Origin of the sequence: Nesterenkonia sp. E16_10, assembly GCF_017347085.1 — a bacterium.
Taxonomy (GTDB): domain Bacteria; phylum Actinomycetota; class Actinomycetes; order Actinomycetales; family Micrococcaceae; genus Nesterenkonia.
Genome location: NZ_JADPSA010000024.1, coordinates 1 through 24,873 on the forward strand (window position 1 = coordinate 1; position 24,873 = coordinate 24,873).

20 protein-coding genes and 1 pseudogene are annotated in these 24,873 nt (G+C 69.0%); 5 read left to right on the plus strand and 16 right to left on the minus strand.

What is annotated here, in order from left to right; translation table 11 throughout:
• From I2487_RS08125 to I2487_RS15645, 6 genes are all read right to left on the minus strand, one after another.
• On the minus strand, positions 1–896 hold an 896-nt coding region (locus tag I2487_RS08125; protein ID WP_207173030.1), incomplete at its 3' end, for a translation initiation factor IF-2 N-terminal domain-containing protein.
• Between the two features lie 225 nt (positions 897–1,121).
• Complete coding sequence (locus I2487_RS08130) at positions 1,122–1,397, minus strand: YlxR family protein (RefSeq protein WP_207170783.1); 276 nt, start codon at positions 1,395–1,397, stop codon at positions 1,122–1,124.
• A 53-nt stretch (positions 1,398–1,450) separates the two neighbouring features.
• Positions 1,451–2,428, minus strand: coding sequence for a transcription termination factor NusA (gene nusA / locus I2487_RS08135; protein ID WP_207170782.1), 978 nt, complete (start codon positions 2,426–2,428; stop codon positions 1,451–1,453).
• A gap of 24 nt (positions 2,429–2,452) precedes the next feature.
• On the minus strand, positions 2,453–2,998 hold the full coding sequence (gene rimP, locus I2487_RS08140; RefSeq protein WP_207170781.1) for a ribosome maturation factor RimP: 546 nt from the start codon (positions 2,996–2,998) through the stop codon (positions 2,453–2,455).
• A gap of 85 nt (positions 2,999–3,083) precedes the next feature.
• On the minus strand, positions 3,084–3,497 hold the full coding sequence (locus I2487_RS08145) for an SHOCT domain-containing protein (RefSeq protein ID WP_207170780.1): 414 nt from the start codon (positions 3,495–3,497) through the stop codon (positions 3,084–3,086).
• A complete protein-coding gene (locus tag I2487_RS15645) occupies positions 3,494–4,042 on the minus strand; it encodes a DUF6325 family protein (RefSeq protein WP_207170779.1) in 549 nt (182 codons plus the stop codon). Before I2487_RS15645 ends, I2487_RS08145 begins: the two co-directional genes overlap by 4 nt.
• Before the next feature lie 205 nt (positions 4,043–4,247).
• On the opposite strand from I2487_RS15645, the gene I2487_RS08155 reads away from it, so the two are divergent.
• The gene (locus I2487_RS08155; protein WP_207170778.1) at positions 4,248–4,634 is read left to right on the plus strand and encodes an SHOCT domain-containing protein; all 387 of its coding nucleotides are present in this window, start codon (positions 4,248–4,250) and stop codon (positions 4,632–4,634) included.
• Between the two features lie 80 nt (positions 4,635–4,714).
• On the opposite strand, the gene I2487_RS08160 is transcribed toward I2487_RS08155, so the two are convergent.
• Positions 4,715–6,169: a helix-turn-helix transcriptional regulator gene (locus tag I2487_RS08160; RefSeq protein WP_207170777.1), complete on the minus strand. Its 1,455-nt coding sequence runs from the start codon at positions 6,167–6,169 to the stop codon at positions 4,715–4,717.
• Positions 6,170–6,355: 186 nt separating this feature from the next.
• Positions 6,356–7,198 carry a winged helix-turn-helix domain-containing protein gene (locus I2487_RS08165; protein WP_207170776.1) on the minus strand — a complete coding sequence of 281 codons (843 nt, stop codon included), beginning with the start codon at positions 7,196–7,198 and terminating at the stop codon, positions 6,356–6,358.
• A 215-nt stretch (positions 7,199–7,413) separates the two neighbouring features.
• Here I2487_RS08165 and I2487_RS08170 point away from each other — a divergent pair, with 215 nt between their 5' ends.
• Both I2487_RS08170 and I2487_RS08175 read left to right on the plus strand, forming a co-directional pair.
• Positions 7,414–9,219: a proline--tRNA ligase gene (locus I2487_RS08170; protein WP_207170775.1), complete on the plus strand. Its 1,806-nt coding sequence runs from the start codon at positions 7,414–7,416 to the stop codon at positions 9,217–9,219.
• Positions 9,220–9,248: 29 nt separating this feature from the next.
• Positions 9,249–10,043, plus strand: coding sequence for a TSUP family transporter (locus I2487_RS08175; RefSeq protein WP_207170774.1), 795 nt, complete (start codon positions 9,249–9,251; stop codon positions 10,041–10,043).
• 42 nt (positions 10,044–10,085) lie between these two features.
• On the opposite strand, the gene I2487_RS08180 is transcribed toward I2487_RS08175, so the two are convergent.
• The 5 genes from I2487_RS08180 to dxr all read right to left on the minus strand — a co-directional run bounded on the left by I2487_RS08180 (position 10,086) and on the right by dxr (position 16,233).
• Entirely contained in the window at positions 10,086–11,258 is a 1,173-nt protein-coding gene (locus I2487_RS08180; RefSeq protein WP_207170773.1) for a hypothetical protein, read from the minus strand.
• Positions 11,259–12,152 carry a GNAT family N-acetyltransferase gene (locus I2487_RS08185; protein WP_345941368.1) on the minus strand — a complete coding sequence of 298 codons (894 nt, stop codon included), beginning with the start codon at positions 12,150–12,152 and terminating at the stop codon, positions 11,259–11,261.
• The gene (ispG, locus tag I2487_RS08190; RefSeq protein ID WP_218624215.1) at positions 12,127–13,275 is read right to left on the minus strand and encodes a flavodoxin-dependent (E)-4-hydroxy-3-methylbut-2-enyl-diphosphate synthase; all 1,149 of its coding nucleotides are present in this window, start codon (positions 13,273–13,275) and stop codon (positions 12,127–12,129) included. The genes I2487_RS08185 and ispG overlap by 26 nt, the downstream gene beginning before the upstream one ends.
• A 142-nt stretch (positions 13,276–13,417) precedes the next feature.
• The gene (locus tag I2487_RS08195) at positions 13,418–14,938 is read right to left on the minus strand and encodes a M50 family metallopeptidase (RefSeq protein WP_207170771.1); all 1,521 of its coding nucleotides are present in this window, start codon (positions 14,936–14,938) and stop codon (positions 13,418–13,420) included.
• Complete coding sequence (dxr, locus tag I2487_RS08200; RefSeq protein ID WP_207170770.1) at positions 14,935–16,233, minus strand: 1-deoxy-D-xylulose-5-phosphate reductoisomerase; 1,299 nt, start codon at positions 16,231–16,233, stop codon at positions 14,935–14,937. Before dxr ends, I2487_RS08195 begins: the two co-directional genes overlap by 4 nt.
• A gap of 109 nt (positions 16,234–16,342) precedes the next feature.
• Here dxr and I2487_RS08205 point away from each other — a divergent pair, with 109 nt between their 5' ends.
• Both I2487_RS08205 and I2487_RS08210 read left to right on the plus strand, forming a co-directional pair.
• A complete protein-coding gene (locus tag I2487_RS08205) occupies positions 16,343–16,810 on the plus strand; it encodes a GNAT family N-acetyltransferase (protein WP_051500887.1) in 468 nt (155 codons plus the stop codon).
• Between the two features lie 135 nt (positions 16,811–16,945).
• Positions 16,946–19,654, plus strand: a complete 2,709-nt coding sequence (locus I2487_RS08210) for a BREX system ATP-binding domain-containing protein (protein ID WP_207170769.1) — start codon at positions 16,946–16,948, stop codon at positions 19,652–19,654.
• On the opposite strand, the gene I2487_RS08215 is transcribed toward I2487_RS08210, so the two are convergent.
• The 3 genes and pseudogenes from I2487_RS08215 to I2487_RS15855 form a co-directional block, all read right to left on the minus strand.
• Positions 19,651–20,325 (minus strand): RNA polymerase sigma factor, encoded by a 675-nt coding sequence (locus tag I2487_RS08215; RefSeq protein ID WP_207170768.1) that lies wholly within the window; start codon positions 20,323–20,325, stop codon positions 19,651–19,653. The two genes, I2487_RS08210 and I2487_RS08215, sit on opposite strands and share 4 nt — an antisense overlap.
• A gap of 300 nt (positions 20,326–20,625) precedes the next feature.
• A complete protein-coding gene (locus I2487_RS08220; RefSeq protein WP_207170767.1) occupies positions 20,626–22,239 on the minus strand; it encodes a chitinase in 1,614 nt (537 codons plus the stop codon).
• Positions 22,236–24,754 (minus strand): annotated as a pseudogene (locus I2487_RS15855) (glycosyltransferase family 2 protein). Before I2487_RS15855 ends, I2487_RS08220 begins: the two are co-directional and overlap by 4 nt.
• Positions 24,755–24,873 lie beyond the last annotated feature (119 nt).

The window sequence follows — 24,873 nt, forward strand, 5'->3', positions numbered from 1 at the left end:
CCGCGTGGCGGACCACCGGCGGGGGCGCCGGGGCGACCGCCGGCAGGCGCCGGGGCCTGGCTGGGCATCATCGAGGGCTTGGGACCACCCGGACGTGCCGGTGCTGGGCGGGCTGCGCCGCCTGCTGCCGGTGCGCCTGGACGTGAACCGGCAGGGCCGGCCGGGCGGGGTGCGCCCGGACGGGGTGCGCCACCGGGGGCACCCTGACCGCCGCGAGGACGGGGGCCGCCGCCGCGCTCATTGCGCATCCCCTGCTGGGGTGCGAACGGGTTGTTGCCCGGACGGGGTCCTGCCGGCTTGGGGCCGGGGCGAGGGCCGCCGGTGCCGCCGGGCCGGGGGGCCTGGCGCTCGGCGCCCATGCCCTGGCTCGGTGCGTAGGGGTTGTTGCCCGGACGGGGACCGCCGGGCTTGGCGCCGGATGCGGCGGGCTTCGAGGCGGGCTTCTCAGCCGGGGCCTCGGTGCTCGCGGCGGGCTTCTGCTCGGCCTTCGGCGTCTCAGCCTGGGGAGCTTCAGCCTTCGGTGCCTTGGGGGCAGCGGCTGCCGGGGCCTCTGGTTCAGGGGCAGCGGCAGGCTTCGGGCCGGGCCGGGGGCCGGGCTTGAAACCGCCGGGGCGGGGTGCGGAGGAGCCGGGCTGCGCCGAGGACGAGCTGTCAGCGGCAGGCGCGGAGGCGCCGTCGGACTTCTTCGCCTCTGGACGAGCGGAGCCGTTGGACGCGGAGGCGTCGGAGGCGGGCTTGGCGTCAGGGAAGGCCTGACGCAGCTTCTTCGCCACCGGGGGCTCCACGGTGGATGAGGGCGACTTCACAAATTCGCCCATGCCCTGCAGTTTCGCGAGGGCTTCTTTCGAGGTGATGCCGAGCTCTTTGGCGAGCTCGTGTACGCGGGCCTTGGCCACATTTCTCCTTAATCTGGCCCGCGCATTCCCGCTGGCACCAGCGGGGCTGATGTCAGCGGTTCATCGGCGCAGGCCGTTTGAACTGTTCTGAAACCGTGACGGAGTTGCCGTGATGGGTCATCGCTGCGAACTCATGCGTCAGTCTTCATCGGGGATCCATCTCTCTGAACCCGCTTTCTGGCTTCCTCCACCCGATCCTCCGCATTGCTGCGAGGGGGGGCGCTGTCAGCCGTTGGTGCCGATAATGTCGTGCAGATCGAGCGTCCTCGGGTCCACGGTCCGGCGGAAGGCCCGGTTGAAGGCCTTGCGCTTGAGCGCGGTCTCGAAGCACTCGCGCTGCGGGTGCAGCCAGGCGCCTCGTCCGGGAAGAACCCGGGCGGTGTCCGCCACCACCAGAGGCGGGGCGGAATCGGCGGTCTGGGCCACGTCGAGTGCGAGCCTTATTGCTTTATCCTGCGCGACCTCACGACGACAGCCGATACAGGTACGCACTGGAACCATGACAGTCTACCCCTTCCGGCGGCGTCGAGCAGAAACGTCGGAGTCGGCGGCGCTCAGGGTGCCGCGAGGGTCGCGTCGGAGACGATGTCGATCCGCCAGCCGGTGAGCTTCGCGGCGAGCCGGGCGTTCTGGCCCTCCTTGCCGATGGCCAGGGAGAGCTGATAGTCCGGGACCACCACCCGGGCGCTGCGCGTGGCCTCATCCAGGATGGTCACCGACTTCACCTTCGAGGGCGAGAGTGCGTGGGCGATGAACTCGGCCGCGTCGTCGGAGTGATCGATGATGTCGATCTTCTCGTCGTTGAGCTCGTTCATGACCGCCCGGACGCGGGAGCCCATGGAGCCGATGCAGGCTCCCTTGGCGTTGATCCCGGACTGGTGGGCGCGCACCGCGATCTTCGTGCGGTGCCCGGCCTCCCTGGCGATGGCGGTGATCTCCACGGAGCCGTCGGCGATCTCGGGGACCTCGTGCTCGAAGAGCTTCTTCACCAGGCCCGGGTGTGAGCGGGAGAGCGTGATCGAGGGCCCGCGCATGCCGCGGTGGACGTCGACGACGAAGGCGCGGATCCGGTGACCGTGGATGTACTCCTCACCGGGCACATGCTCCTGCGGGGGCAGCAGCGCCTCGACGCTGCCCAGGTCCACCTGGATCATCTTGGGGTTGCGGCCCTGCTGGATGGTGCCAGAGATCAGCTCGCCCTCGCGGCCCTTGAACTGGCCCAGGACCTGATCATCCTCGGCGTCGCGGATCCGCTGCATGATCACCTGGCGGGCGGTGGAGGCGGCGACTCGGCCGAAGTCTCGGGGGGTGTCGTCGAACTCCCCGATGAAGGTGCCGTCCTCGTCCTGCTCCTTGGCCCAGACCGTGACATGTCCCGTGGACTGATCGATCTCGGCGCGGGCGTGCTGCAGTGCTCCGGGCGATTTGTGGTAAGCCAGCACCAGCGCCTGTTCGATGGCGGGGATCAGCCGCTGCAGCGGGATCTCGCGCTCTTTGACAAGCATGCGCAGTGCGCTCATATCGATATCCACTTGTGCCTCCGGTTAAGCCAGTATCTACTGCGTATGGGAAAACTCTACCTGCACTCGTGCCTGGTCGATGGCCGAGAGATTGATCCGTGCGGGGTCTCCGTACTTCACCGGCATCCCCTTCTTGGGGCTCGGCTTCTGCTCGACCACGGTGATGGCGCCGTCCTCGACCGACTGGAGCCGGGCCAGGATCGGGCTGTGCCCGGTCTGAGTGATCTCCAGCAGCCGCCCCAGATTGCGCTCGAAGTGCCGCTGTGTGGTGAGCGGGCGGGTCGCGCCGGGGGTGGAGACCTCCAGGTCGTAGCTCTCCAGCTCGGGAAGCACGTCGTCCTCGTCGAAGCGGGCCGAGATCGCCTGGGAGACTTCGGCGATGGTGTCCAGATCCACCTGTTCGGTGCCGGTGAGCATATCCACCGAGACCTTCAGCGTGGTGGTGGGCCCGTTGGCGACGAGCTCGATCTCCTCGAGGTGCAGCCCCTGGGCGGTGATCGTGTCGGTGATCAGCTCGGCGATCTTCGCGGTGCGGGCGTCCTTGAAGCGCTGCTCGCCGGTGGGGCGGGGGGCGGTGGCCATGACGGTCCTATCAGTGGTGGTCTGCGGTGCGTCTCTATTGTGCCTGAGACTCAACGCACCGCCTACCGCCGGGGCGGCGGGCGGCTCAGCGCAGCAGCTTGGCCTTTCCGGCCGCGAACTCCTCCTCGCTGAGCAGCCCGGATCGTCGCAGCTCGGCCAGCCTCTGGAGGTCATCGAGCAGGCTGGCGCCACCTGACGCGGAGAGCTGCGCCGGTGCTGCGGGGGCGGGTGGGGCGGCATGGGCCAGCGCCGCCAGCGCGGCCGTCTCGATGCGCGCCTGCTGGTGGGCGGCTGAGTACTGCTCCTGCTCCTCACGATCCCGGCGCTGTTCGTCGACCTCGACCTGACCGGTCAGGGCCGAGCTGGATCCAGCGAGCGCCGAGGTGGATCCAGCCAGCGCCGAGGTGGATCCAGCCAGCGCCGAGGTGGATCCAGCCAGCGCCGAGGTGCGCTCCGCCAGTCCGATCAGGCCCGGGCGTCCTCTGCGTTCGATGATCATGGCGAGGTTCCTTCCACCGGGTTGTACAGGTCGATGAGCGCGTTGACCACCGGGGCCGGTATCTGCGCGCTGCGCAGCACCTGCGCCCGGCCGGGGGCGAGCCGCTCCGCAAGGGCCAGCTCGACTCTGAGCTCCAGTGCCAGCACCGCCGCAGAGGATCCAGGGGCCAGCGGCGCGGCAAGGTCGGCGAGGTCCTCCTCCCCGATCAGCCCCTCGGTCACGGGGTCGGGTCCCACCGTCCAACCCTGCCGGTCCCGGTCCTGCCGATCCGGATCCGTTCGCGCCGGATGCGGTCGCGGGGGAACCTGCCGATCCAGGCCCAGCCGATCCAGGCCCTGCCAATCCAGACCCAAGAGCTCCCGGCTGGGGAGATCAAGCATCCTCACCTCGCCGCTGTGGTTCTTGCTCACGGTGACCAGATCCAGCAGTCGCACCATTCCGGAAGCGAGCACCCCCAGCAACGGTGCCAGGCATCCGGGCGCGGGCCGCTCGGCGTCGAAGACGATCAGATAGAGCTCCACGGGTCCATATCGGAAGTCAGGCATGGCCTCATCCTCTTCAGTGGTCTCCTTCGTTCTGGCAGAGTCCTGCAACGCATGGAGCGTCTGCACCGATGTTCGCAGAGCCGAACACGATGCCCGGTTCCGCTCACCCAGAACGGGTGAGCGTGGGCCCGCTCGTCGGCGGTCTATGTGACTCTCAAGGTGTCAATCCTGACGAGAACGGCATACCGCACAGAAGGGCAGTGTCATGGAATTCTGGGAATCGTTCTGGTCCATCATCTGGTGGTTCGTCTGGGCCTTCGTCTTCGTGGCCTATCTGATGGTCCTGTTCAGCATCATCGGAGACATCTTCCGGGACCGGGAGCTCGGCGGTTTCGCAAAGGCCGTCTGGGTGTTCTGTCTGATCTTCTTCCCCTTCATCACGGCACTGGTCTATCTCATCGCTCGTGGCAGCGGCATGGCCGAGCGTGGAGCCGCTGCCGACCAGCGGCATCACGAGGCGCTGCTGGCTCGTCTGCGGGAAGTGGGCGTGAGCAGTCCCAGCGTGGAGATCGAGAAGGCGGCGCAGATGCGCGAACAAGGCACCATCACCGAGTATGAGTTCCAGTCCTTGAAGGCCCGCGTCCTCGCCTGAGCCTGGCACGGTCGGTCGGGAGCCCCGCGTTCAGGGCTGGCGCGTTCAGAGTCGGCGCGTTCAGGGCCGGGGCTGCGGATCTAGGGGGCGAGCTGCTGAGCCTCGCGACGGGTCCGGACCCCCAGCTTGCGGTGGATCGCTCGCTGGTGGGTCTTGACCGTGTTCACCGAGACGCTCAGCGCCTCTGCGATCTCGTGGAGGGTCATGGAGGTCTGCAGCAGGCGGTACACCTCGACCTCCCGGCCGGACAGGGCAGCGAGAAGCCCCTGGCTGCTCTGTTCGGCGGTCAGGGCGCCGGCGATGAACGCCTCATGCGACGTGCGTCGGGTCAGATGGTCTGTGAGCAGCAGGCGGAGCTTCAGGTCCCCGTCGCAGAACGGCGCTCGGATGTCTTCGCGCTCCGCGATGTCCAGGGCGTACTCGCAGTATTCGTGGGCCACCTCGGGCTCTCCATGCATCCGGTGGACCAGGGCGGCAGAGATTCTCGCGGAGATCGCCACATAGGAGACCCCCAGGAAGGCGCGATGCCGTGACAGCAGCCGGAAGGCGCCCGCGGGATCCCCGGCTCGACGCAGCACCCCGGCCAGCACGACCCCGATCATCGGCAGGTCTGCCGCCTCCGTATGTCGCGCCACCAGCACCAGCGCCCTCGGTCGTTGACCAGCGGCTTCCGCCAGCACGGCATGCGCCGCATCCCGGAAGATCGGCCACTGGGCTCCCTGGACCTCCTCCGGCGACACCGCCTCCAGCTCAGCGGCGGCACGTCGGCACAGGGCTGGATCGCGGGCACCGGCCGCACTGAAGGCCAGGAATGCGCGCACCGCACCACCCAGCGGAACCGGGAGGTCTCCCGCCTCAAGGATTCGAGTGAACCAGGCAGCCGCGTTCTCGAAGTCCGCGGACCAGTAGGCCAGCAGTCCCGATGCGGTGCCCAGTGCACTGCCCTCGTAGGCGGTCAGTGTCGCGGCCGAGGCCTGAATCGGTGCATCGACCTCTCGCAGAATGCGCCGGGCCCGGGAGTTTCTCCCGTCGCACAGATGAATCATGGCGAGACTGCCCAGCGCGCTGCGCTCCAGGTGTGTCTCGTGCATCGCTGCCCACTCGCGAGCGGCGGCAGACATGATCTCGGGAGCCGAGGCGGGGTGCAGCCGAAGCCGCAGCTCGGTCCAGGTCAGCAGGAACAGCACCGCGACCCGCTCCCGTCCCTCGTACTCCCCCGCCACCGCGAGCCACGCGTGGACGTCCTTGGTCGCCTCCAGCGCCGCCTTCGGGTCATCGGTGAGCAGCAGCCGCGCCACCCGGAGGATGGATCCCACCTCCTGGTCCGTCCCTTGCTCCGGCAGCGCGTCCAGCACCCTGTGGAACCGGGCGCGTGCCTCATGGTGTTCACCGATGGCCTCTTCGGCGCAGGCCAGGATGAGCTGGGCCGCGGCGGCGGCGGAGAGACCCCGCGGAAGCCCCGCGCAGAACGTGGCGACCTGCGCGGCGTGATCCCCGATGATCAGTTCCAACCAGTTCTCGACCAGGACCTCCATGGCGCGGTCCGGGTCATCAGCGGCCTCGAAGTGGCGCAGCGCCCTCAGGGGGTCGGTGGAGCACAGATGCTCCCCGGCCCTGCGGTGGATGAGGTTCAGCGCCGTCGGATCCTGGCGAAGCAGGATCTGGGTGCACTGCCGAGCGAAGATCGGATGCCACCGGTAGACCGGGGCCTCCTCCGATCCTCAGTGCCGGCTCAGGAAGATGCCGCGGTCGACGAGTTCCTCCAGCATCGCCGCCGCATCCTGCCGACCGGACATCGCGGTGGCGAGCCCGGCGGTCAGCTCGGTGCAGACGGTCGTGGTGAGCACGAAGACCGCGAGCGAGTCGCCGAGCCCATCGAGGATCTGGGTCTGAACGTAGCTGCGCAACAGGTCCTCGAGACTGTCCTGCGCTGGCGAGGGCCGCTGGCTGGCCAGCGCTGCCACCTGCACCGCTATCGGCCAGCCCTGCGTGTCCTCGAGCACCTCGCGCGCGTCCAGGCGACCGCCGAATCGCTTCAGCAGGCCCTCGGTCTCGGAGCGGTCGAAGGCCAGATCCTGCGCCGCCAGCTGGACTGCCGAGCCCTCCAGAAGCTGCTTCGCCAACCAGCCCTCGATCGCAGTGGTTCCCAGGAGCACCAGTCGCAGGCTCTCGGGGGCCTCCTCCACGAGCATGCCCAGCAGTCCCGCTCCGAGCTGGCCGGCGGCTCGCTGGGCGTCGTCGATCACCAGGACGCAGACCCCGCGGGCCTGCTCGAAGGTCCGGCAGATCTGGTTGTAGAGCCGGTTCACCTCGGCACCCGGATCCAGCCGCCCCAGGGCCTCGCCCAGCTCCTGCTGGGCGGGCAGCAGTCCGCGCAGCGCGGTGACCACGCCGGAGGTGAGCACGGCCGGGTCGTCGTCGGTCGGGCCCAGGCTGAGCCAGGCGACGGGGCGCGGCTGCCGCGCCGCCCATTCGGCCGCCGCCCGGGTCTTGCCGTGACCGCTGGGGGCGCTGATCACGCTGATCCGATGGCCTGAGACCGCGGCTTCGATGGCCGCGCTCACGCGAGGACGTGACAGTGCCTCCGGTCGACTGGCCGGAATGCGATAGCGGGCCCATGGCACTGTCGAATGCGCTGGCCTCGAGACGGCCACGCTCGGAGTATAGCCACGCCGCGCGGCGGCATGGCAGGGTTGCCCGACGACCGGTGGGAGTCCAGCTGCGAGCGCCCCTTAGACTTGGGCCGGTAGAAGATCCCTCACCGGAAACGAGTTCACCTGTGCCGCTCCGCCTGTCTCACCTGTTCCTCCGCACGCTGCGCGACAATCCGGCCGACGCCGAGGTCGCCAGCCACCAGCTGCTGGTCCGCGCCGGATACATCCGCCGCGCCGCCCCGGGCGTCTACACCTGGCTGCCGCTGGGGCTGAGCGTGCTGCGGAAGATCGAGGCGATCGTCCGCGAGGAGATGAACCGGATCGGCGCCCAGGAGGTGCACTTCCCCGCCCTGCTGCCCAAGGAGCCTTACGAGGCCACCGGCCGCTGGGACGACTACGGCGACGGGATCTTCCGGCTCAAGGACCGCAAAGAGGCGGACTATCTGCTGGCGCCCACCCATGAAGAGGTCTTCACCCTGCTGGTGAAGGACCTCTACAGCTCCTATAAGGACCTGCCGCTCTCGATCTACCAGATCCAGACCAAGTACCGCGATGAAGCACGCCCCCGGGCCGGACTGCTGCGCGGTCGCGAGTTCATCATGAAGGACTCCTATTCCTTCGCGCTCACCGAAGAGGACCAGAGCGCCGCCTACGCCGCGCACCGCGAGGCCTATCTGCGCATCTTCGACCGCCTCGGCCTGCCGGTGGTCCCGGTCAACGCCCAGGCGGGTGCGATGGGCGGATCGGCCTCCGAGGAGTTCCTCTTCCCCTGCGACATCGGCGAGGACACCTTCGTGGAGTCCGACGGCGGCTTCCGTGCCAACGTCGAGGCCGTCACCACCCCTGCCCCGGAGCCGCTGGACTACTCCGAGCTGCCCGCCGCCCAGGTGCACCACACCCCAGGCACCGACACCATCGCCACTCTGGTCGACGCCGCCAACACCCACCAGCCCCGGGCCGACCGCGCCTGGACCGCAGCAGACACGCTGAAGAACGTGGTGGTCGCGGCGGTGCTGCCCGACGGCACCCGTCGCATCGTGGTGCTCGGCGTGCCCGGCAGCCGCGAGGTGGACCTGAAGCGCGCCGAGGCCACCATCGGCGGACTGCTCGGCGTCGGCGGCGAGGTGGCCCTGGAGGCCGCGAACGAGGGCGACCTCAAGAAGCACCCCGGACTCGTGCGCGGCTACATCGGCCCCGGTCTGTCCTTGGACGCCCCGGTCCTGGGTGAAGCGGGGAGCACCGGCATCAGCTACCTGGTGGACCCGCGCGTGGTCTCGGGCACCAGCTGGATCACCGGCGCCAACGAGGCCGATCAGCACGTGTTCGGACTGGTCGCCGGGCGTGACTTCGGCTGGGACGGCGTCATCGAATCGGTGGTCGTGGAATCCGGTGACCCGGCTCCGGACGGCTCCGGTCCGCTGCGCACCCGCCGCGGCATCGAGATGGGCCACATCTTCCACCTCGGCACCCGCTATGCCGAGGCGCTGGGTCTGCAGGTCCTCGACGTCAACGGCAAGCTCGCGACCGTGACCATGGGCTCCTACGGCTTCGGCGTGACCCGCGCCCTGGCCGCGATCGCCGAGGCCACCCACGATGACAAGGGCCTGATCTGGCCCCGTGCCATCGCCCCGGCCGACGTGCACCTGGTCGCCACCGGCAAGGGCGAAGAGGTCTTCGCCGCAGCCGAGGCGCTGATCGGCGAGCTCGAGGACGCCGGCCTGAGCGCGATCTATGACGACCGGCCCAAGGTCTCCCCCGGCGTGAAGTTCGGTGACGCCGAGCTGCTCGGGGTCCCGATGCTGGTCACCGTGGGCCGCGGCCTGAAGAACGGCACCATCGAGCTCAAGGATCGCCGCTCCGGTGAATCCCGTGAGGTCCCGGTGGCCGAAGCCGCGGCGGCGGTGCTCGAACACGTCAAGGGCCTGCGCTGAGCGAAGCCCTCGAGGCCGCTGCTGATCTTGTGATCGGTGGCGGCCTCGAGATCACCTGGGTGACGCTGCTGCTGCTGATCCTGGCAGGCTTCGCGGCCGGGTGGGTGGACGCCGTCGTCGGCGGCGGCGGGCTGCTGCAGCTGCCGGCGCTGCTGATGGTCCCCGGGATCACTCCGGTCCAGGCGCTGGCCACCAATAAGCTGGGCTCCATCTTCGGCACGACGACGTCGGCGATCACCTACGCGCGGCGGGTCAAGCCCTCCATGGCCACAGCCCTGCCCATGGCCGCGGCCGCGCTGCTGGCCAGCTACGGCGGCGCGGTGGTCGCCGCCTCGCTTCCGGAGCGGATCATCCTGCCGCTGATCCTGCTCGCGCTGATCGGCGTGGGAGTGTTCACCGCGGTGAAGCCCCACGTCGGCCAGCTGGAGAAGCTGCGCCACGTCGGGATGGGCCACCTGGCGCGCGCGGTGAGCATCGGGCTGATCGTGGGCTTCTATGACGGGGTGCTCGGACCCGGCACCGGCACATTCCTGGTCATCGCCCTGGTGACGGTGTTGGGCTACAACTTCCTGAACTCCTCGGCTCAGGCGAAGGTGGTCAATGTGGCCACGAATCTCGGTGCGCTGCTCTACTTCTTCCCGGCCGGGCATGTGTTCATCGGCCTGGGGCTGGTGCTGGGCGCGGCGAACATGGCCGGAGGCTACCTGGGCGCGCGGATGGCCATCGCCAAGGGCTCCAAGTTCATCCGGGTGGTGTTCCTGGTGGTGGTCTTCGCCCTGGTGATCAAGCTGGGCTACGACGTGGCCGTGGACCTCTTCGGCTGAGCAGGACCGCCGGATATGGGTCCGGAGGCCCTGCGCCGCGGCTCAGTCCAGGCTCTCGAGCAGCTCGACGGCCTCGGCCTCGAGCTCTTCCACGGCGACCTCGGCCTCGTCCTCGGAGAGCCCCTCGCTCAGCGGGACCGTGACCGTGACGATATGTGAGCCGCCGCGCAGGGTGATCGCGGCGCTGTCCTCACGCTCGCCCTCCGAGCTGATCCGCGTGGTGGTGCCCAGTGCGGCCTCGGCATCGGAGGAGACCTCCACAGGGTCCACCGAGGTCGAGGTCTCCACGGAGTCCTCTTCCCCGCGGCTGGCGGTGTAGGAGTCGCAGGACTCCAGTCCGTCCTGCTCCGCGGCGAGGTGGGCGTCGGCGGCGCGCCAGTCACGGAAGCTCAGGATCAGGGCCTGGCGCTGCTCGGGCAGGTCCACGGTGACCGGCTCGGACTCCTCCTCATCATCGGAGCCACCGCCCTCGGAATCAGCGTCCTCAGGGTCGCTGCCCTCAGAGTCACCGTTCTCGGAATCACCGTTCTCCGGATCAGCGTTCTCAGGGTCGCTGCTCTCAGAGTCACCGTTCTCGGAGCCACCGTCCTCGGATTCATCTTCCGCCGATTCAGCCTCGGCGGAGTCGTCCTCCTCGGTGCTGGCCAGCTGGATGCGCATTCCGGAGGAGTCTCCCCCGGGCTGGTTCGCCCCGGCCTCGGGTTCGCCCTCGGATCCACCCTGCTCCTCAGACTGGTCCTCCTCGCCCTGCTGCTCAGACTGGTCCTCAGACTGGTCCTCCTCGCCCTGCTCCTCAGACTGCTGATCCTCGGCGGCCGGGGCCGTGCCATCAGCAAAGGCCACCAGCGCGCCCGCCGGCACCGGGACCGCAGAGCGCACGACGAACTGCTTGCACTCCGGGGGGTCCACCACCAGTCGCTGCAGCTCGGTCTCGACATCCCGCAGCCCCGCCCAGTAGTCCGTGGTGTCGCTCAACGCGGCATCCGGGTACCGGGCTTCCAGCTGCTCACGCATCTCCTCGTGGGAGAGCTGATTGCCGGCAGGCTCCGGGACCTGCTGGCCGACGCCGCCGCTGCTGGTGCCGGGCTCGGCCGCCGGTGTGCCAGGCTGCTCCGCGGGCGTGGACTCACAGCCGGTGAGCAGCAGCATCCCGAGGAGTCCGAGCGCGGCACCGGCGCGGCGGCGCGCAGCAGGAGAGGAGGGGAAGAAAGTCATCTAGAACAGTATGGTCGCGAAGGTCCCCACCTGGGTGAATCCAACACGCTCGTAGGTCCGAATCGCCGCCGTGTTGTAGCTGTTCACATACAGGCTCACCGTGGGCGCCAGCTTGAGTCCCTGCTCGATGACGGCGGCCATCCCAGGGCCGGCGAGGCCGCGTCCGCGGTGGCTCGGCCGCACCCACACGCCCTGGACCTGGACCACCTCGGGGCTGACCGCCCCGAACTCAGCCTTGAACACGATCTCGGAGGTCTCAGGGTCCACCGCGATGATCGAGTGCCCGGCGTTGATGAGTCCGCGCACGCGCTCCCGGTACTGGCTTCCACCCTGGGCGTAGGGGGAGAATCCCAGCTCCTCGGTGAACATCGCCGCGCTGGCCTTCTCCAACCGGGGGAAGTCCCCGGACGCGGAGAGCCGGGCCCCTGCCAGCGGCTCCACCGCGGAGGGCGCGGTGGTCGCCATCAGCGGCTGGTCGGGCCTGACGTCGCGGGCACCGGTCCAGCCGGTGGCCTCGAAGAGCGCCAGGCAGGCCTCGGCCTCGCCGTAGATGGACGCCACCCGGCGGCGCATCGCGGCGACGGCTTCGCCGAAGAGTGCCCCCTGGGCGGCGCTGGCCCCGACGGGGATGATGTTGCTTCCGGTCCAGCAGGCCGCGAGCAGCCCGTTCTCGCCGTCGATCCCGAGCACCACGGCGCCGTTGCGTCCCTTCCCGGGGCCGGCAGAGCGGCGGGCGCTCACGGTCGCGGTGACGGAGACGTTGGCCACCGGGTCGGCTGCGAGCAGCTTCTCCAGCGCCGGAGTGTCGCCGTGTCCGAGCACGCGGACGCTGCCGCGGGTGGCGCGGTGCACGCGGGCGGCTGCGGCGTCAGCTGACGGAGACCACAGGGGCACTCGCTGCCTGAGCATCTCCATCGGATTCGCGTTCCATCTCTTCGGCCAGTCGGTTGGCTTCTTCGATCAGGGTCTCGACGATCTGGTCCTCGGGGACGGTCTTGATGACCTCGCCCTTGACGAAGATCTGCCCCTTGCCGTTGCCGGAGGCCACGCCGAGGTCCGCGTCGCGGGCCTCACCGGGTCCGTTGACCACGCAGCCCATGACGGCCACGCGGAGCGGCACGGTCATGCCCTCGAGTCCGGCCGTGACGTCGTCGGCGAGGGTGTAGACATCGACCTGGGCGCGTCCGCAGGAGGGGCAGGAGACGATCTCGAGCTTGCGCGGGCGCAGGTTCAGCGACTCCAGGAGCTGGTTGCCCACCTTGACCTCCTCGGCCGGCGGGGCCGAGAGCGAGACCCGGATGGTGTCGCCGATGCCCTGGGCGAGCAGCGCGCCGAAGGCCACGGAGGACTTGATCGTGCCCTGGAAGGCCGGTCCGGCCTCGGTGACGCCCAGGTGCAGGGGCCAGTCGCCGCGCTCGGCGAGCATCTGGTAGGCCTGGACCATGACCACCGGGTCGTTGTGCTTGACCGAGATCTTGAAGTCGTGGAAGCCGTGCTCCTCGAACAGCGAGGCCTCCCAGACGGCGGACTCCACCAGCGCCTCGGGCGTGGCCTTGCCGTATTTGTCCATGACCCGCTTGTCCAGGGACCCGGCGTTGACGCCGATGCGGATCGAGACCCCGGCGTCACTGGCGGCCTTGGCGATCTCGCCGACCTTGTCGTCGAACTGGCGGATGTTGCCGGGGTTCACGCGCACAGCCCCGCAGCCGGCCTCGATGGCCGCGAACACGTATTTGGGCTGGAAGTGGATGTCGGCGATCACCGGGATCTGTGACTTCATCGCGATGATCTTCAGCGCCTCGGCGTCCTTGTCCGTGGGGCAGGCCACACGCACGATGTCACAGCCCGAGGCGGTCAGCTCGGCGATCTGCTGCAGGGTGCCGTTGATGTCGTGGGTCTTGGTGGTCGTCATCGACTGGACCGAGACCCGGTGATCACTGCCCACGCCTACTGATCCGACATGGAAGTTGCGCGTCTTCCGGCGCGGCGCCAGCACTGGCGGCGGCGCGGAGGGCATTCCGAGGTTGATCGCGGGCACAGACTCTCCTGATGGATCTTGGGCTTCGACGTCGGTCAGACGCCGTGGTTCTCATACATCTTCTTGGCGCATCGGCGGGAGTCCCCCGCCTACTCAATGGTACCGCCCGGCGTGGACGCGGCTAGTCGAAGAGACGGATCGGGTTCACGATATCCGCATAGATCAACAACACGCCCATGACCAGGAGCATTCCGGCGACCACATAGGTCAGCGGAAGCAGCTTGGAGATGTCGAAGGGGCCCGGATCCGGGCGACCCAGCAGCTTGGCCAGGCGCCGGCGCAGGCCCTCATAGAGCGCCCCGGCCACATGGCCGCCGTCGAGCGGCAGCAGCGGGATCAGGTTGAACACCATCAGCGCGACGTTGACCCCGGCCACCAGGGAGATCAGCGAGGCGAAGCGGGACTCCAGCGGGATCTCCTCCTGCGCGGAGAGCTCCCCGGCGATCCGGCCCACACCGACCACCGAGAGCGGCCCGTCGGGGTCCCGCTCGGCGGAGGTGAAGGTGGAGACCGCGACGTCGTAGAGGCGCACCGGCAGGTTCGCGACGACGGCGCCCACCGCCTTGGACTGTTCCCAGACCGTGGGCCCGGCCTCCCAGAACGGCTGCTGGACGATCTCCTGATCGGCACCCATCCCGATGAAGCCCACCGGTTCGGTGATCAGCGAGCCGTCGTCGTCGCGCTGGGCACGGCCCAGTCCGTCGCTGATCGGGCGCTCGGTGAGGATCGGGGTCAGCGTGGTGGTGGTCTCTTCACCGTCGCGGACGTAGCTGACCTCGCTGGACTCATCGGCGGATTCCCGGATCAGCGCGGTGAGCTCATCCCAGGTCGCCACCGGCTCGCCGTTGAAGGCGAGGATCTGGTCCCCCGGACGCAGGCCTGCCTCAAAGGCGGGTCCGGCGGGGTCCTCGTCGGTGCATTCGGTCTGCCCGGCGTCGGCGGCGTCGGCGGAGACCACGCACTCAAAGACCTCCCGGACCGTGGTGTTCGGCTCGGCGGTGCCGTGGAAGGAGATGATCCCGGCGGTCAGCGCCAGCGCGATCAGACCGTTCATGGCCGGGCCGCCGAGCATGATGATGATCCGCTTCCAGATGGGCAGCCGGTAGAACATCCGGTCTTCGTCCCCCGGCCGCAGATCCTCGGCGGCGACCTCGCGCGCCTCGGTCGAGAGCTGCTGGAAGATTCCGGTGGACTGCGAGCGCACCGTCTTGGTGGTGGTTCCGGACCCGCCCTCGGACCCTGCGGCCGGGGAGGACGTTGCCGGGGCGCCGTACTGGGCGCCGACCTCGCGCAGGTAGGGATCCCGCGGGGCGTGGTCCTTCGGTGCGGCGTCCTCGGCCGCAGGATTCTCCGCGGATTCATGCTCACCCTCGGCCGGGTGGTTCAGCGTTCCGGTCTCATCCGGCGGCGGGTACATCCCGATCATCGCGACGTAGCCGCCCAGCGGGATCGCCTTGACCCCGTACTCGGTCTCACCGCGGCGCCGGGACCACAGTGTGGGGCCGAAGCCGACCATGTACTGGGTGACACGGACCTTGAAGAGCTTGGCGGGCAGCAGATGCCCGATCTCATGCAGCGCGATGGACAGCGCGATCCCGAGAGCGACGATCACGATGCCAGCGATCATCAGCAGCGCGATCATGCGCGCACCTGGACCGATCCGGCGGCGATGCGCTCCTCGGCGGCGCCTCTCGCCCAGCGTTCGACGTCCAGGACCTCCTCGAGAGAGGGCGCGGCGGAACTGCTGCCGGGCTGGTGGCGCTCCAGGGTCGCCTCCACCGTGGCCACGATGCCCGGGAAGCCGAGCCGTCCGGCGTGGAAGGCGTCCACGGCCTGTTCGTTGGCCGCGTTGTAGACCGCCATATGGGTCGGTGAGGCGGCGCAGGCGGCCTTGGCCAGAGCCACGGCGGGAAAGGCCTGATCGTCCAGCGGCTCGAAGTCCCATTGCATGGCCTGGGTCCAGTCGATGGGCGCGTCGATCTGCTCGAGCCGTTCCGGCCAGGACAGGCCCAGCGCGATCGGGATCAGCATCCGCGGGTGACCGGCCTGGGCGATGGTGGAGCCGTCCTGGAACGTGACCATCGAGTGGATCCACTGCTGCGGGTGCACCACGGTCTGGATGTCGTCCAGCGCGATGTCGAAGAGCAGGTGCGCCTCGATCACCTCCAGCGCCTTGTTCACCATCGTGGCGGAGTTGGTGGTGACCACTCGGCCCATCGTGTAGTTCGGGTGCTTCAGCGCCTGGGCCGGAGTGACCTCGGCGAGCGCCGCGGCGTCCCAGCCGCGGAAGGGCCCTCCGGAGGCGGTGACCACCAGGCTGGAGACCTCCGAGGTGCCGCTGAGCCGGGTGGTGCCGTCTGCGGGGATGGAGCAGAGTCCGCGCTCATGCCGGCCGGAGCTCAGGGCCTGGGCCAGCGCCGAGTGTTCCGAGTCCACCGGGACCAGCTGCCCCGGGCGCTGCAGCGCCGCGGCGACCAGCGCGCCGCCGACCACCAGGGACTCCTTGTTCGCCAGCGCGAGGGTGGCGCCGGAGCGCAGCGCGGCGAGGGTGGGGCGCAGACCGATGGATCCCGTCATCCCGTTGAGCACGACGTCGGCACCGGATTCCGCGGCGATCTGCACGGCAGCCTCTTCACCGGTGAGGATCTCGGGGCGGCCGGCTGAGTGGGAGGAGGCGGAGCTGCCGGGAGCCGTGGCTGAGTCTGATCGGCCGGCGGTCAGCGCGGCGCGAAGCTCGCTGGCCGCGGCGTCGTCGGCGATCCCGACCAGGCGCGCGCCGGTGGCGATGGCCTGTTCGGCCAGCAGCGCGGCATTGGAGCCGGCCGCGAGCGCGACGACCTCGAATCGGTCCGGATGTGCGGCGATGACCCGCAGCGCCTGGGTTCCGATGGAACCGGTGGAACCGAGGATCGCCACGCGGCGCTTGGGGGAAGCCATAGGCACCATTATGGCGCACCGAGGTCGCCCGTGATGGGCGTGCACAGTACGCTGGTCACACAGCAGTTGCAGACCCATGCGGCCACAAGCCGATGAAGGAGCCTCACCGATGATCACACTGCGTGCAGTGGAGACCGAGGACCTGGAACAGTTCTTCGTGTTCCAGCAGGATGCCGATGCGGCCCATATGGCCGCCTTCGCCTCGACCAACCCCAAGGACCGCAGCGTCTTCGATCACCATTGGGGCGAGCTGCTGAACTCCGATGACATCATCGTGCGCACCATCGAGAGCGACGGCCAGCCCGTGGGCTCGATCGCCGCCTTCGAAGACGAGGCCAGCCGCGAGATCACCTTCTGGATCGAGAAGCGCTTCTGGGGCCAGGGCATCACCACCGAGGCCGTGCAGAAGTTCCTCACCGAGTTTCCCGAACGCCCGGTCACCGCCCGGGTGGTGGTGGACAACCTCGGCACGCTCAAGATCCTGGAGTCGCTGGGCTTCACCGAGACCGGCGAGGAATCCAGCTTCTCCAACGTGCGCGCCAAGGTCGTGCAGGAGAAGATCCTGCAGCTGGGCTGAGCCCCTCGGCGCCCCCACCGCGGCACCACCAGACGGTCTTTGGCAGCGACATCAGCACAACATTGTCCTGACCTGCGGCTACCATGTGTCCAACGCCGCTGACGTGGCGTCTTGAACCCAACGGGGGTCATGCACGTGAAAGCATCTGCTGCCAGAATCGTGATCGGTCGAGACTCCGAGCGCGCCAAGGTGCTGCGCGCGATCCATCGCACCCTTGCCGGCCACAGCGGTGTCTGCTTCCTTGAAGGGACCGTGGGCTCAGGGAAGTCCGCGCTGGCCTCCGAGGCACGGGAACGCGCCGCCGGCGCCGGCCTGAACGTGCTCTCACTTGCGGATCTGACCCCTTTCCGGGGAGTGTGCGAGTCCCTGCAGACGCACGGACCCGGCCCTTATTGCGTGGTCGTCGATGACCTCCACCGGTCCTCGGCCGAGGCGAAGCACGCTCTGGAACAACTGGTGGATCAGGCGTCGCTGACCCGCAACGCCGGTGCCCCGGTGCTGATCCTGCTGGCCTCCTCCCCCACGACCGATCCGCTCACCCGCAGGCTGGCGAGGATGTCCGCGCACACCGGAACCCGGGTCACGCTGCGCGGCATCACGCGCCATGAGCTGGGCAGGCTGCTGCGCCAGCACGGTCACCAGCTCAACGAGGAGACCCTCGCCGCGGTGCACCTCAGCGCGGCGGGCAACCCCGGTGTCGCCCTGCGACTGGCAGAGGCAGGGGCGCACATCGAGGCCGCGGAACGGTCCGCGATCTCCCGGGCATTTCTGCGGCCCGAGCTCGAGCGGATGGAACCCTGCCTGCGGACCTTCCTGGAAGTCCTGGCTGTGGACACCGGCGACTCTCGGGCCGAGGTCGCGGCCGAGGCCGCCGTTCTCGCGCTGCAGGCCGCCCGCCCCGACCTTGCCGCCCCGGTGGACGCCGCTGACCTGGTCGACGCGCTGCACCCGATCCTGAGCGGCAACGGACGCGAGGTGAGACTCGCCGACGAGGCATGGCGGCAGACCGCCCAGGCCCTGATCGAGCCTGCCCGCCGCCAGCGCCTGCATGAGCTGCTGGCTGAGCGCACGACCGGTCTCGCTCGATCCCGCCACCAATGTGCCGCCGCCTCCTCCGAGGGAGATCCAGTGCTGGGCGACGAGTTCGAGGCCAGCGCGCTCGAGGCGCTGGAGGCTGGGAACTACTTGACCAGTGCGGAGTACCTCTCGCTGGCCATGAGCGTCAGTCGCGGATCCGAACGTGCGCGCCGAATGGTCTCGGCGAGTCTCACGATGGCCATCGCGGAGGACCCGAACGGCGTGCTCGACCTCCATACGGAGATCGGCCTGCTCGAAGACCAGGTCATGGTGACGCTGTTCCAGGCTGGGCTGGCCTTCTTCACCGGTCAGCTCACCGAGGCCCGACGGCTGCTGCACAGTGAGCTGCGCGCCCCTGGGGCAGGGCAGCACATCGAGAGCCTCACCCGGTGGCGGATGCTGATCCTGCTGTGCACCGTGGAGATCGCCGCCTCCGATGCGCAGGCCGCGCAGGCCGCCGTGGCCGAGCTGCGCCTGCTGGAGATCACACCCTCGACTCCCATCGACAAGGTCCTGGGCCGCGTGCTGACCATGCATGAGATCTACGCGCTGTGGAATGCGGGCGCGGTGGAGGAGTCCGTCGTCCGGCTGGATGATTTCCTGATCCAGGCCGCCGGCACTGCCGAGCACACGGATGCGCTCTACTTCCGGGCCAGGGTGCACTACTACGCCGGCCATATCGCCGCGGCCCTGGATGATCTGGAGCGCGCCGAGGCAGGACGGCATCATCGGGTGGTCCCCGGTGCGGCGCAGCGCGGGATGGCCGAACAGGCCATGATCGAGTTTCAGCTGGGCCGCTGGAGCGATGCGATCTTGCGCGCGGAACGGGTGATCTCGATGGCCCGGACCAGCTCCGACTGGCGCGGCCTGGCCAGTTCTCACGCGGTGCTGGCCATGGCCGCCGTCGCCCATGCCGATGAGACGGCGGCCGCGGAACACACCGACTGGCTCAGTCACCATGTGACGACCTCGGCCGCTCTGCCGCTCTATAACGTCATGACCGCCATGGCCTGGACCGCTCGAATGTCCCAGGACCACGCGCGGGCCCTCGACGTGATCGCGGACTTCAGGCGCAGCAGATTGAGCACCTGGGCCGAAGAGGTGGGTCTGATCGGCTGGCGAGCCCTGGAGATCGAGGCGCTGCTGGACCTCGAGAACCCGAGCCGGGCCCAGATCGCCGAGGCTGGCCGACTCCTGGAGGTGTTCTCGCAACAGGTGGCGCTGCGACCCGCGCTGCCCCTCCCCTATGGCCACCCGCAGGCCCTGCGGGCGAAGCTCGCCGCACAGCGCGGGGACTTCAGGGCGGCGGTGGCGGACTACCGGGCGGCGATATGGCTCGCCACAGACTTCCCGCACACCAAGGCCCGGCTCCACCACAGCCTCGGGATCGCGCACCGCGAATGCGGCGAGCATGCAGAGGCCGATGAGCAGCTCGAGGCGGCGCGAGACATCTTCGCCCAGCTCGGCGCTTCTTCGGAACTGGGCGCGGTGAAGAGCAGGCTGCTCTCCGTGGCCGGCCGCTACGCCTCTTTGACGCCCCGGGAGCGCGACATCGCCCACCTGATCTCCCAGGGACGGACCAATCGCGAGATCTCCGAGAGCCTGTTCGTGTCGAAGAAGACCGTGGAGTATCACGTGTCCAACCTTCTGCCGAAGCTCGGGATGTCCTCCCGGCGCGAGCTCTGGACCGCCGCGGCGGTGGCCTCCCAGCGCACCGCCCCACCAGAGCAGGCGCCAGGATTCTCCCCCGGGCTCCGCCGCATCTAACCGAGCGGCTGCAGCGCGAAGGGGTCGGCGCCGTCGCGAGCGTCCGCGCCGAGCGTCCTGCGCAGTGACTTCAGCCCGTAGTACATCCGGGTGCGCAGCGTCGCCACCGGAATGCCGGTGCGCTCCGAGAGCTCCTGGTAGCCCATGCCGTCCAGCTTGACGGCCACGATCACCTCCCGGTGTTCAATGCTGAGCCCGGTCAGCGCCTCATAGATGGCCAGCCGCTCCACGATGAGCTGATCCTCGGTCACCGGCTCACTGGCCGATTCGATGTTCTGCTCCCCCGAGGGCGACGGACGCCGGGACCGAGCCCGCAGAGCGTCGATGATCAGGTTCCGCTCGATGGCGAAGAGCCAGGTGCGCACCGAGCCCCGCGAGCTGCTGTAGCGCTCCCTGCCCTTCCAGGCCCGGATGAACGCCTCCTGGACGCAGTCTTCGGCGTCGGTCCGGTCACCCAGCCCGTTGAACGCGAACGCGAAGAGGGCGGCTCCGTGGGCGGCGTAGGCCTCGCGCACGTCGAAGGGCGCGTCCTCGGCGGCCTGCTTCGGCGGCGCCGCGGCATGGGGAGTCTTGATGCCCAGGGCACCTGCGGGCCGGGCGATGATCTGGCTGAGAGTGGGGGCGCGCTTCGGGTCGAAGGCGAAAGGGCCGGCGAGAGGAGAGATAGACATTGGAGACATCCCGTAGATAGGACCAGAGGGATCGTGCAGAATCTTGCAGGGGGCGGGCCCGCCGGGGAACGGGCCGGCGGACCCTGGTGCTATGTAGAGACTAAAGTCGATACCTGGGTGTGCGCCCTGGGGTGCTGCCCTAGGTTTCCCGGGGTCTTTGGACTTCTTGCCGAAACATGGGGCTCGGGGGGCCGCGCAGCGATGCCGCCAGGCCGATTCCCAGCATCCGCGAGCAGAAGCGGCCCCTGGAGGATCCTGCGGGATCACCCAGGGGCCGCCTCTGTCGCCGAGGCAAGGCTGCTATTTGGAGTCTTCGGCAGCGTCCTCGGCGTCCTCTGCGACGTCGGCATCTTCGGAGTCCTCGGCGTCCTCGGCGTCCTCGGCGACGTCCTCGGCGGTCAGCGGCACCCAGGGCGAGCTGTCCGGATCACCCTGTGAGGCGTCGGGACTGTCTCCCTCGGTCCACCACTTCGCCTCATACGGCGTTCCCTCGGCGAGCACCCGGTCACCCTTCTCATAGGCGGTCGAGCCCTTCCAGGCCGGGTAGGTGCCCTTCTCCACGGTGAAGACCGGCATCGGGGTCTCCCCGGGCAGGACCGGCCCGATCAGCTCCCACGGGGTGTCCCAGGCCTCGAGCACCGGGTTGTCCGGGAGCTCTCCGCGGGTCCACCACTTCGCCTCGTAGACGTTGCGGTGCCAGACGATCTTGGTGCCCTCCAGGTAGGACGCCTCTTCGGTCCAGATGGGATAGGGGCTGGTCTCCGGGTCATCCTCGGCCGGGGCCGCGGCGGCAGGATCGGGCGTGGTGGTGGCCGAGGCGGCCTCCGCAGCATGACCGGTGTAGCTCTGACTGAGCACCTCAGCAAAGCGCAGCTCACCCTGATCGACCCCGCTGCAGGCATCGGAGACCCGTGAGGTGTCGGGGTAGTTCGGCCCGCAGGTCGCATCCCGGTTCAGCGACCACATGGACATCCGACCGATTCCGTTCTCCAGTGCGAACTCGTTGAAACGCTGCGCGTCATCGACCGTGAAGACCTCGTCCACCACGTCGTTCTGCCCGACCATGGGAGTCGCGCCCAGCTTGCCCCACAGTGAGGCGCTGCTCAGCGGGATCCCGGCCTGCTCGTACATGATGCCCAGCTGCCGGTGGGTGGAGCGCAGGGAGGCCGCGGAGACGTCGAACATGGAGCGTGAATCCCGTGCCTGGCCGTAGTTCATGGTCATCAGGTTCACCCCGGCCAGGTCGGCGCCCGAGTCCAGCATCCCGATCACCACGTCCCGCCCGTCAGCGGTCAGTCCGCTGGGGATCACCGGCAGCGTGAGCCACACCGCAAGCGGCTTGCCCGCGGCGGCGAGCCGCTTCTGCAGCAGCGCCACCGCTTCGGCGCGCATCGCATTGCTCTCCGGGTCCTCGAGTGCGGGGCCCTCGATGTCCAGATCGATGGTGTCCAGGTCGTAGCGCTCGATCACCGCCAAGTAGGCCTCGGCGAGCTCCTCCGGAGACTCACAGACCGTGGCCAGCTCCTGATTCATCGCGCCGCCGAAGGAGACCACGACTCCGGCCCCCTGTTCACGCAGCCGTTGAATGCGACGGTCCAGGTCGAGCTCTGCGCCGGCCTCGTCGAGGCCGTAGTAGGTCCCCCAGCTGGGCGTACAGGTCCCGGCCTCATCGGCGACGATGAAGGAGAGCACGACGTCGGACACGTGGCCCTCGGCATCCACGGACCCCTCCTCGAAGGCGTAGCTCGGAGTGGCGGTGACATCGACATAGCCGGCGAACCAGTGCGAGGCCGGCTCCTGTGCGGCTCGGGCTTCGTACATGCGGGCTCCTAGGACTCCGGCCACCGCGGTGGCCAGCACAATGATGACGGCGAGGGTGACTCGCCATGGGGAGAGTCGTGCTGTGGTGCTCATGCGTTTTCCTCCTGGGCGCTGCGGGATCGGTCTGCCGACGGCCGGGCGAGCGACAGGGGCTGATAGGTGAGCTTCTGGCTGGTCAGCGGTCGCAGCACCGCGGGCGAGGCGGAGCTGATGCGCTTCGGGTGACCGTCGGTCTGCGGCCCGCGAGGGGCTGACCAGGTGCCGAGGATGCCTTCGTCCAGGACCAGTCGCCAGTCCAGCTGACCGGGGACCGATGGCGCGGCGTGCGCCTTCCTGGAGGTCTTGGCCGGTCGCCGGGAGGTCTTGGCGTCTTCGACGTAGAACCAGCTGCGGATCGCGAGCGCCACATCCATGAACGCGTTCCAGGGTCCGATATAGGCGATGAACGCCCAGGTGCCCCAGAAGGCGTTGAAGGCGGCGAAGGCGGCGTTGCCCCAGTTCTGCTGCCCGATGTCGCGCCACAGGGTCAGCAGCGAGAACCCGACGATCAGCACCGGCGCGACCGCGTAGATCCAGGGGGCAGCGGTGCGATCCTTGACCTTCGGGGTGCGGGCGAAGGGGATCTTCTCTCCGGTCAGCGCCTGCTGCAGGGACTTGAGCACGCCGGCCAGATTCACCGGGAGCAGGATCAGGTTGAACCCGTAGATCCGGAAGATGTCAGAGAACCTGTACCCGCACTCCCGCAGGTCGGCCCCCATGGTCAGGAAGTAGGGCAGCGCGGCCAGCAGGATCAGCGGGCTGAGCAGCCGTGAGTCATAGGGGTAGGCGAGCAGGAAGATCAGCCCCAGGGAGGCCCAGGCGATCGAGGCCATGTAGTTCAGCCGCAGCATCACCTCGGTCAGCCGGATCTGCTCGCCCCGACGACGCCGGGCGCGCAGCTCGCGCACCAGCTTGGGCAGGATCAGCAGTCCGCCGTTGGCCCAGCGGCGCCGCTGAACCACCAGGGAGCCGAAGTCCGGCGGGGTGGCGCTGTAGGACAGCCGCTCGGGGTAGTTCATCAGCGTCCAGCCGTGGGTTCCCAGGTCGATGCTGGATTCGGTGTCCTCGATGACCGTGCGGTCCTGCACGAAGCGCTTCACCAGCACCCCGTTCTCCCAGCTGGTCTCGGCGATGTCCTGCAACGCCGCGGTCCGGATGACCGCATTGGCTCCCACCCAGAAGGTCGCCCCGGCGTGGCTCATCCCCTGTGGAGCAGGTGCTGGATGTCGGTGGTCGCCCCGGCCAGGCGCTCGATCCGTGTGCCGGCGCCCCGGAAGGAGGAGTACGGAGTCTGGGTGACCGCGATCCGCTCGTTGCCCGGCTGTTCCAGCAGGTGGACCAGGCGCAGGCAGTATTCCGGCAGCAGCAGCGAGTCGGCGTCGAGGGTGAGCACGAACTCGGCGTCGGCCACGCTGAGGTCCGGGGCCTCTCCGGGCTGGACCGGGCGCAGCGCGGTCCCCGAGAAGCTCAGCTCCGCCTTGTACTCCCCGCCGAGGAGCCCGAGGTAGGCGTTGAGGTTCATGGCCTTATTCGCCTCGTGGGAGAGGTTCGTGTAGGTCTTGCGCTCGAAGCTGCTGAGCTCGGCGGTGAAGATCCAGGTGAGCCGGCGGTGCAGCTGCAGCATCCGCTCTGCGGAGGGCAGCTCCTGGGCCGTTGCGGCCATCACGAGGGCCTCTGCGGTGGCCGCGAGCTCGGCGGTGAGGCCGCCCAGGACCTGGGTGCAGAAGAAGTCGTCCACATGATCGGCGCGGGACTCCTCCGCCGCCATCTGGCGCAGCCAGTCCGCACCCCAGGAGTAGTGCCCGGCGAGGGTCAGCACCTGCAGCGAGTTCACCGGCTGTCCCTGGGAGAGTCCCATCTCGTAGACGACCTGGGCGTCCGACATCCGGGTTCCGGGCTTCTTCAGGGCGGCCTCGATCTCTGCGGCCAGGCCTCGGGTCCGCTCCAGCGCAGGGCTCTGCGAGTCGGGGGCGTCGTCGATGAGCAGCACCACGTGGATCGCGGGGTATTCCTGCAGCGCCGCGGACCACAGGGTCTGACGCACCACTCCCGGCTCCTCGGCGTAGGAGGGCACCAGCACGATCATCGGGGAGTCGACCTCGGAGCGCGCAGAGACCGAGCTCTGTCCGCTGAAGTGGGCGTCGAGCTCCACCCGGGAGGCCCGGCGGTGGGAGCGGAAGCGCAGCAGCGCGCCGTGCCGGGCCACGAGGTACATCAGGGCCGAGAAGGTCAGCATGGTCACCACCAGCAGGTAGCCCACGGTCTCCATGGTGAAGCGGAAGTTCTGCGAGCCGTACTCCAGGAACTGCCAGAGCACGGTGCTGACCACGTAGCCGACCCAGGCCAGCACGGTGGCGAGGATCGCCAGGCGGCTCAACACGATCCGGCGCAGGCTCGGCCGCGGATGCACCACCGATAAGGGTTCGGTGCGCCGCTCGGCGCCGAGCTGACGACGACGTCGCGGGGTCGCCGCGGAGCGGGTGCGGGAACCGGCAGCCGAGCTGGAGGTGGAGGAGCTGGCAGCGGTCGAGCCGCCGGCAGACACGGAGGAGCGGGGAGGAACAGTCATGGTGGGGCTTCCCGGAGGTCGGGCAGGAGACCTGCAGAGGGTGGGTCCGCCGGTGAACGGGCCGGCGGACCCTGGTGCGCTTTATAGACTAAAGTCCACATACCCCTGGCGCCCTGGGG

What these genes read in the sequence shown, in the direction of transcription:
- I2487_RS08215 (WP_207170768.1), bottom strand. Translation starts at nt 20,325, where the DNA reads ATGTCTATCTCTCCTCTCGCCGGCCCTTTCGCCTTCGACCCGAAGCGC.
- I2487_RS08180 (WP_207170773.1), bottom strand. Translation starts at nt 11,258, where the DNA reads ATGACTTTCTTCCCCTCCTCTCCTGCTGCGCGCCGCCGCGCCGGTGCC.
- dxr (WP_207170770.1), bottom strand. Translation starts at nt 16,233, where the DNA reads ATGGCTTCCCCCAAGCGCCGCGTGGCGATCCTCGGTTCCACCGGTTCC.
- I2487_RS08155 (WP_207170778.1), top strand. Translation starts at nt 4,248, where the DNA reads ATGGAATTCTGGGAATCGTTCTGGTCCATCATCTGGTGGTTCGTCTGG.
- rimP (WP_207170781.1), bottom strand. Translation starts at nt 2,998, where the DNA reads ATGGCCACCGCCCCCCGCCCCACCGGCGAGCAGCGCTTCAAGGACGCC.
- I2487_RS08145 (WP_207170780.1), bottom strand. Translation starts at nt 3,497, where the DNA reads ATGATCATCGAACGCAGAGGACGCCCGGGCCTGATCGGACTGGCGGAG.
- I2487_RS08220 (WP_207170767.1), bottom strand. Translation starts at nt 22,239, where the DNA reads ATGAGCACCACAGCACGACTCTCCCCATGGCGAGTCACCCTCGCCGTC.
- I2487_RS08195 (WP_207170771.1), bottom strand. Translation starts at nt 14,938, where the DNA reads ATGATCGCGCTGCTGATGATCGCTGGCATCGTGATCGTCGCTCTCGGG.
- I2487_RS15645 (WP_207170779.1), bottom strand. Translation starts at nt 4,042, where the DNA reads ATGCCTGACTTCCGATATGGACCCGTGGAGCTCTATCTGATCGTCTTC.
- I2487_RS08205 (WP_051500887.1), top strand. Translation starts at nt 16,343, where the DNA reads ATGATCACACTGCGTGCAGTGGAGACCGAGGACCTGGAACAGTTCTTC.
- I2487_RS08160 (WP_207170777.1), bottom strand. Translation starts at nt 6,169, where the DNA reads ATGGAGGTCCTGGTCGAGAACTGGTTGGAACTGATCATCGGGGATCAC.
- ispG (WP_218624215.1), bottom strand. Translation starts at nt 13,275, where the DNA reads ATGCCCTCCGCGCCGCCGCCAGTGCTGGCGCCGCGCCGGAAGACGCGC.
- I2487_RS08130 (WP_207170783.1), bottom strand. Translation starts at nt 1,397, where the DNA reads ATGGTTCCAGTGCGTACCTGTATCGGCTGTCGTCGTGAGGTCGCGCAG.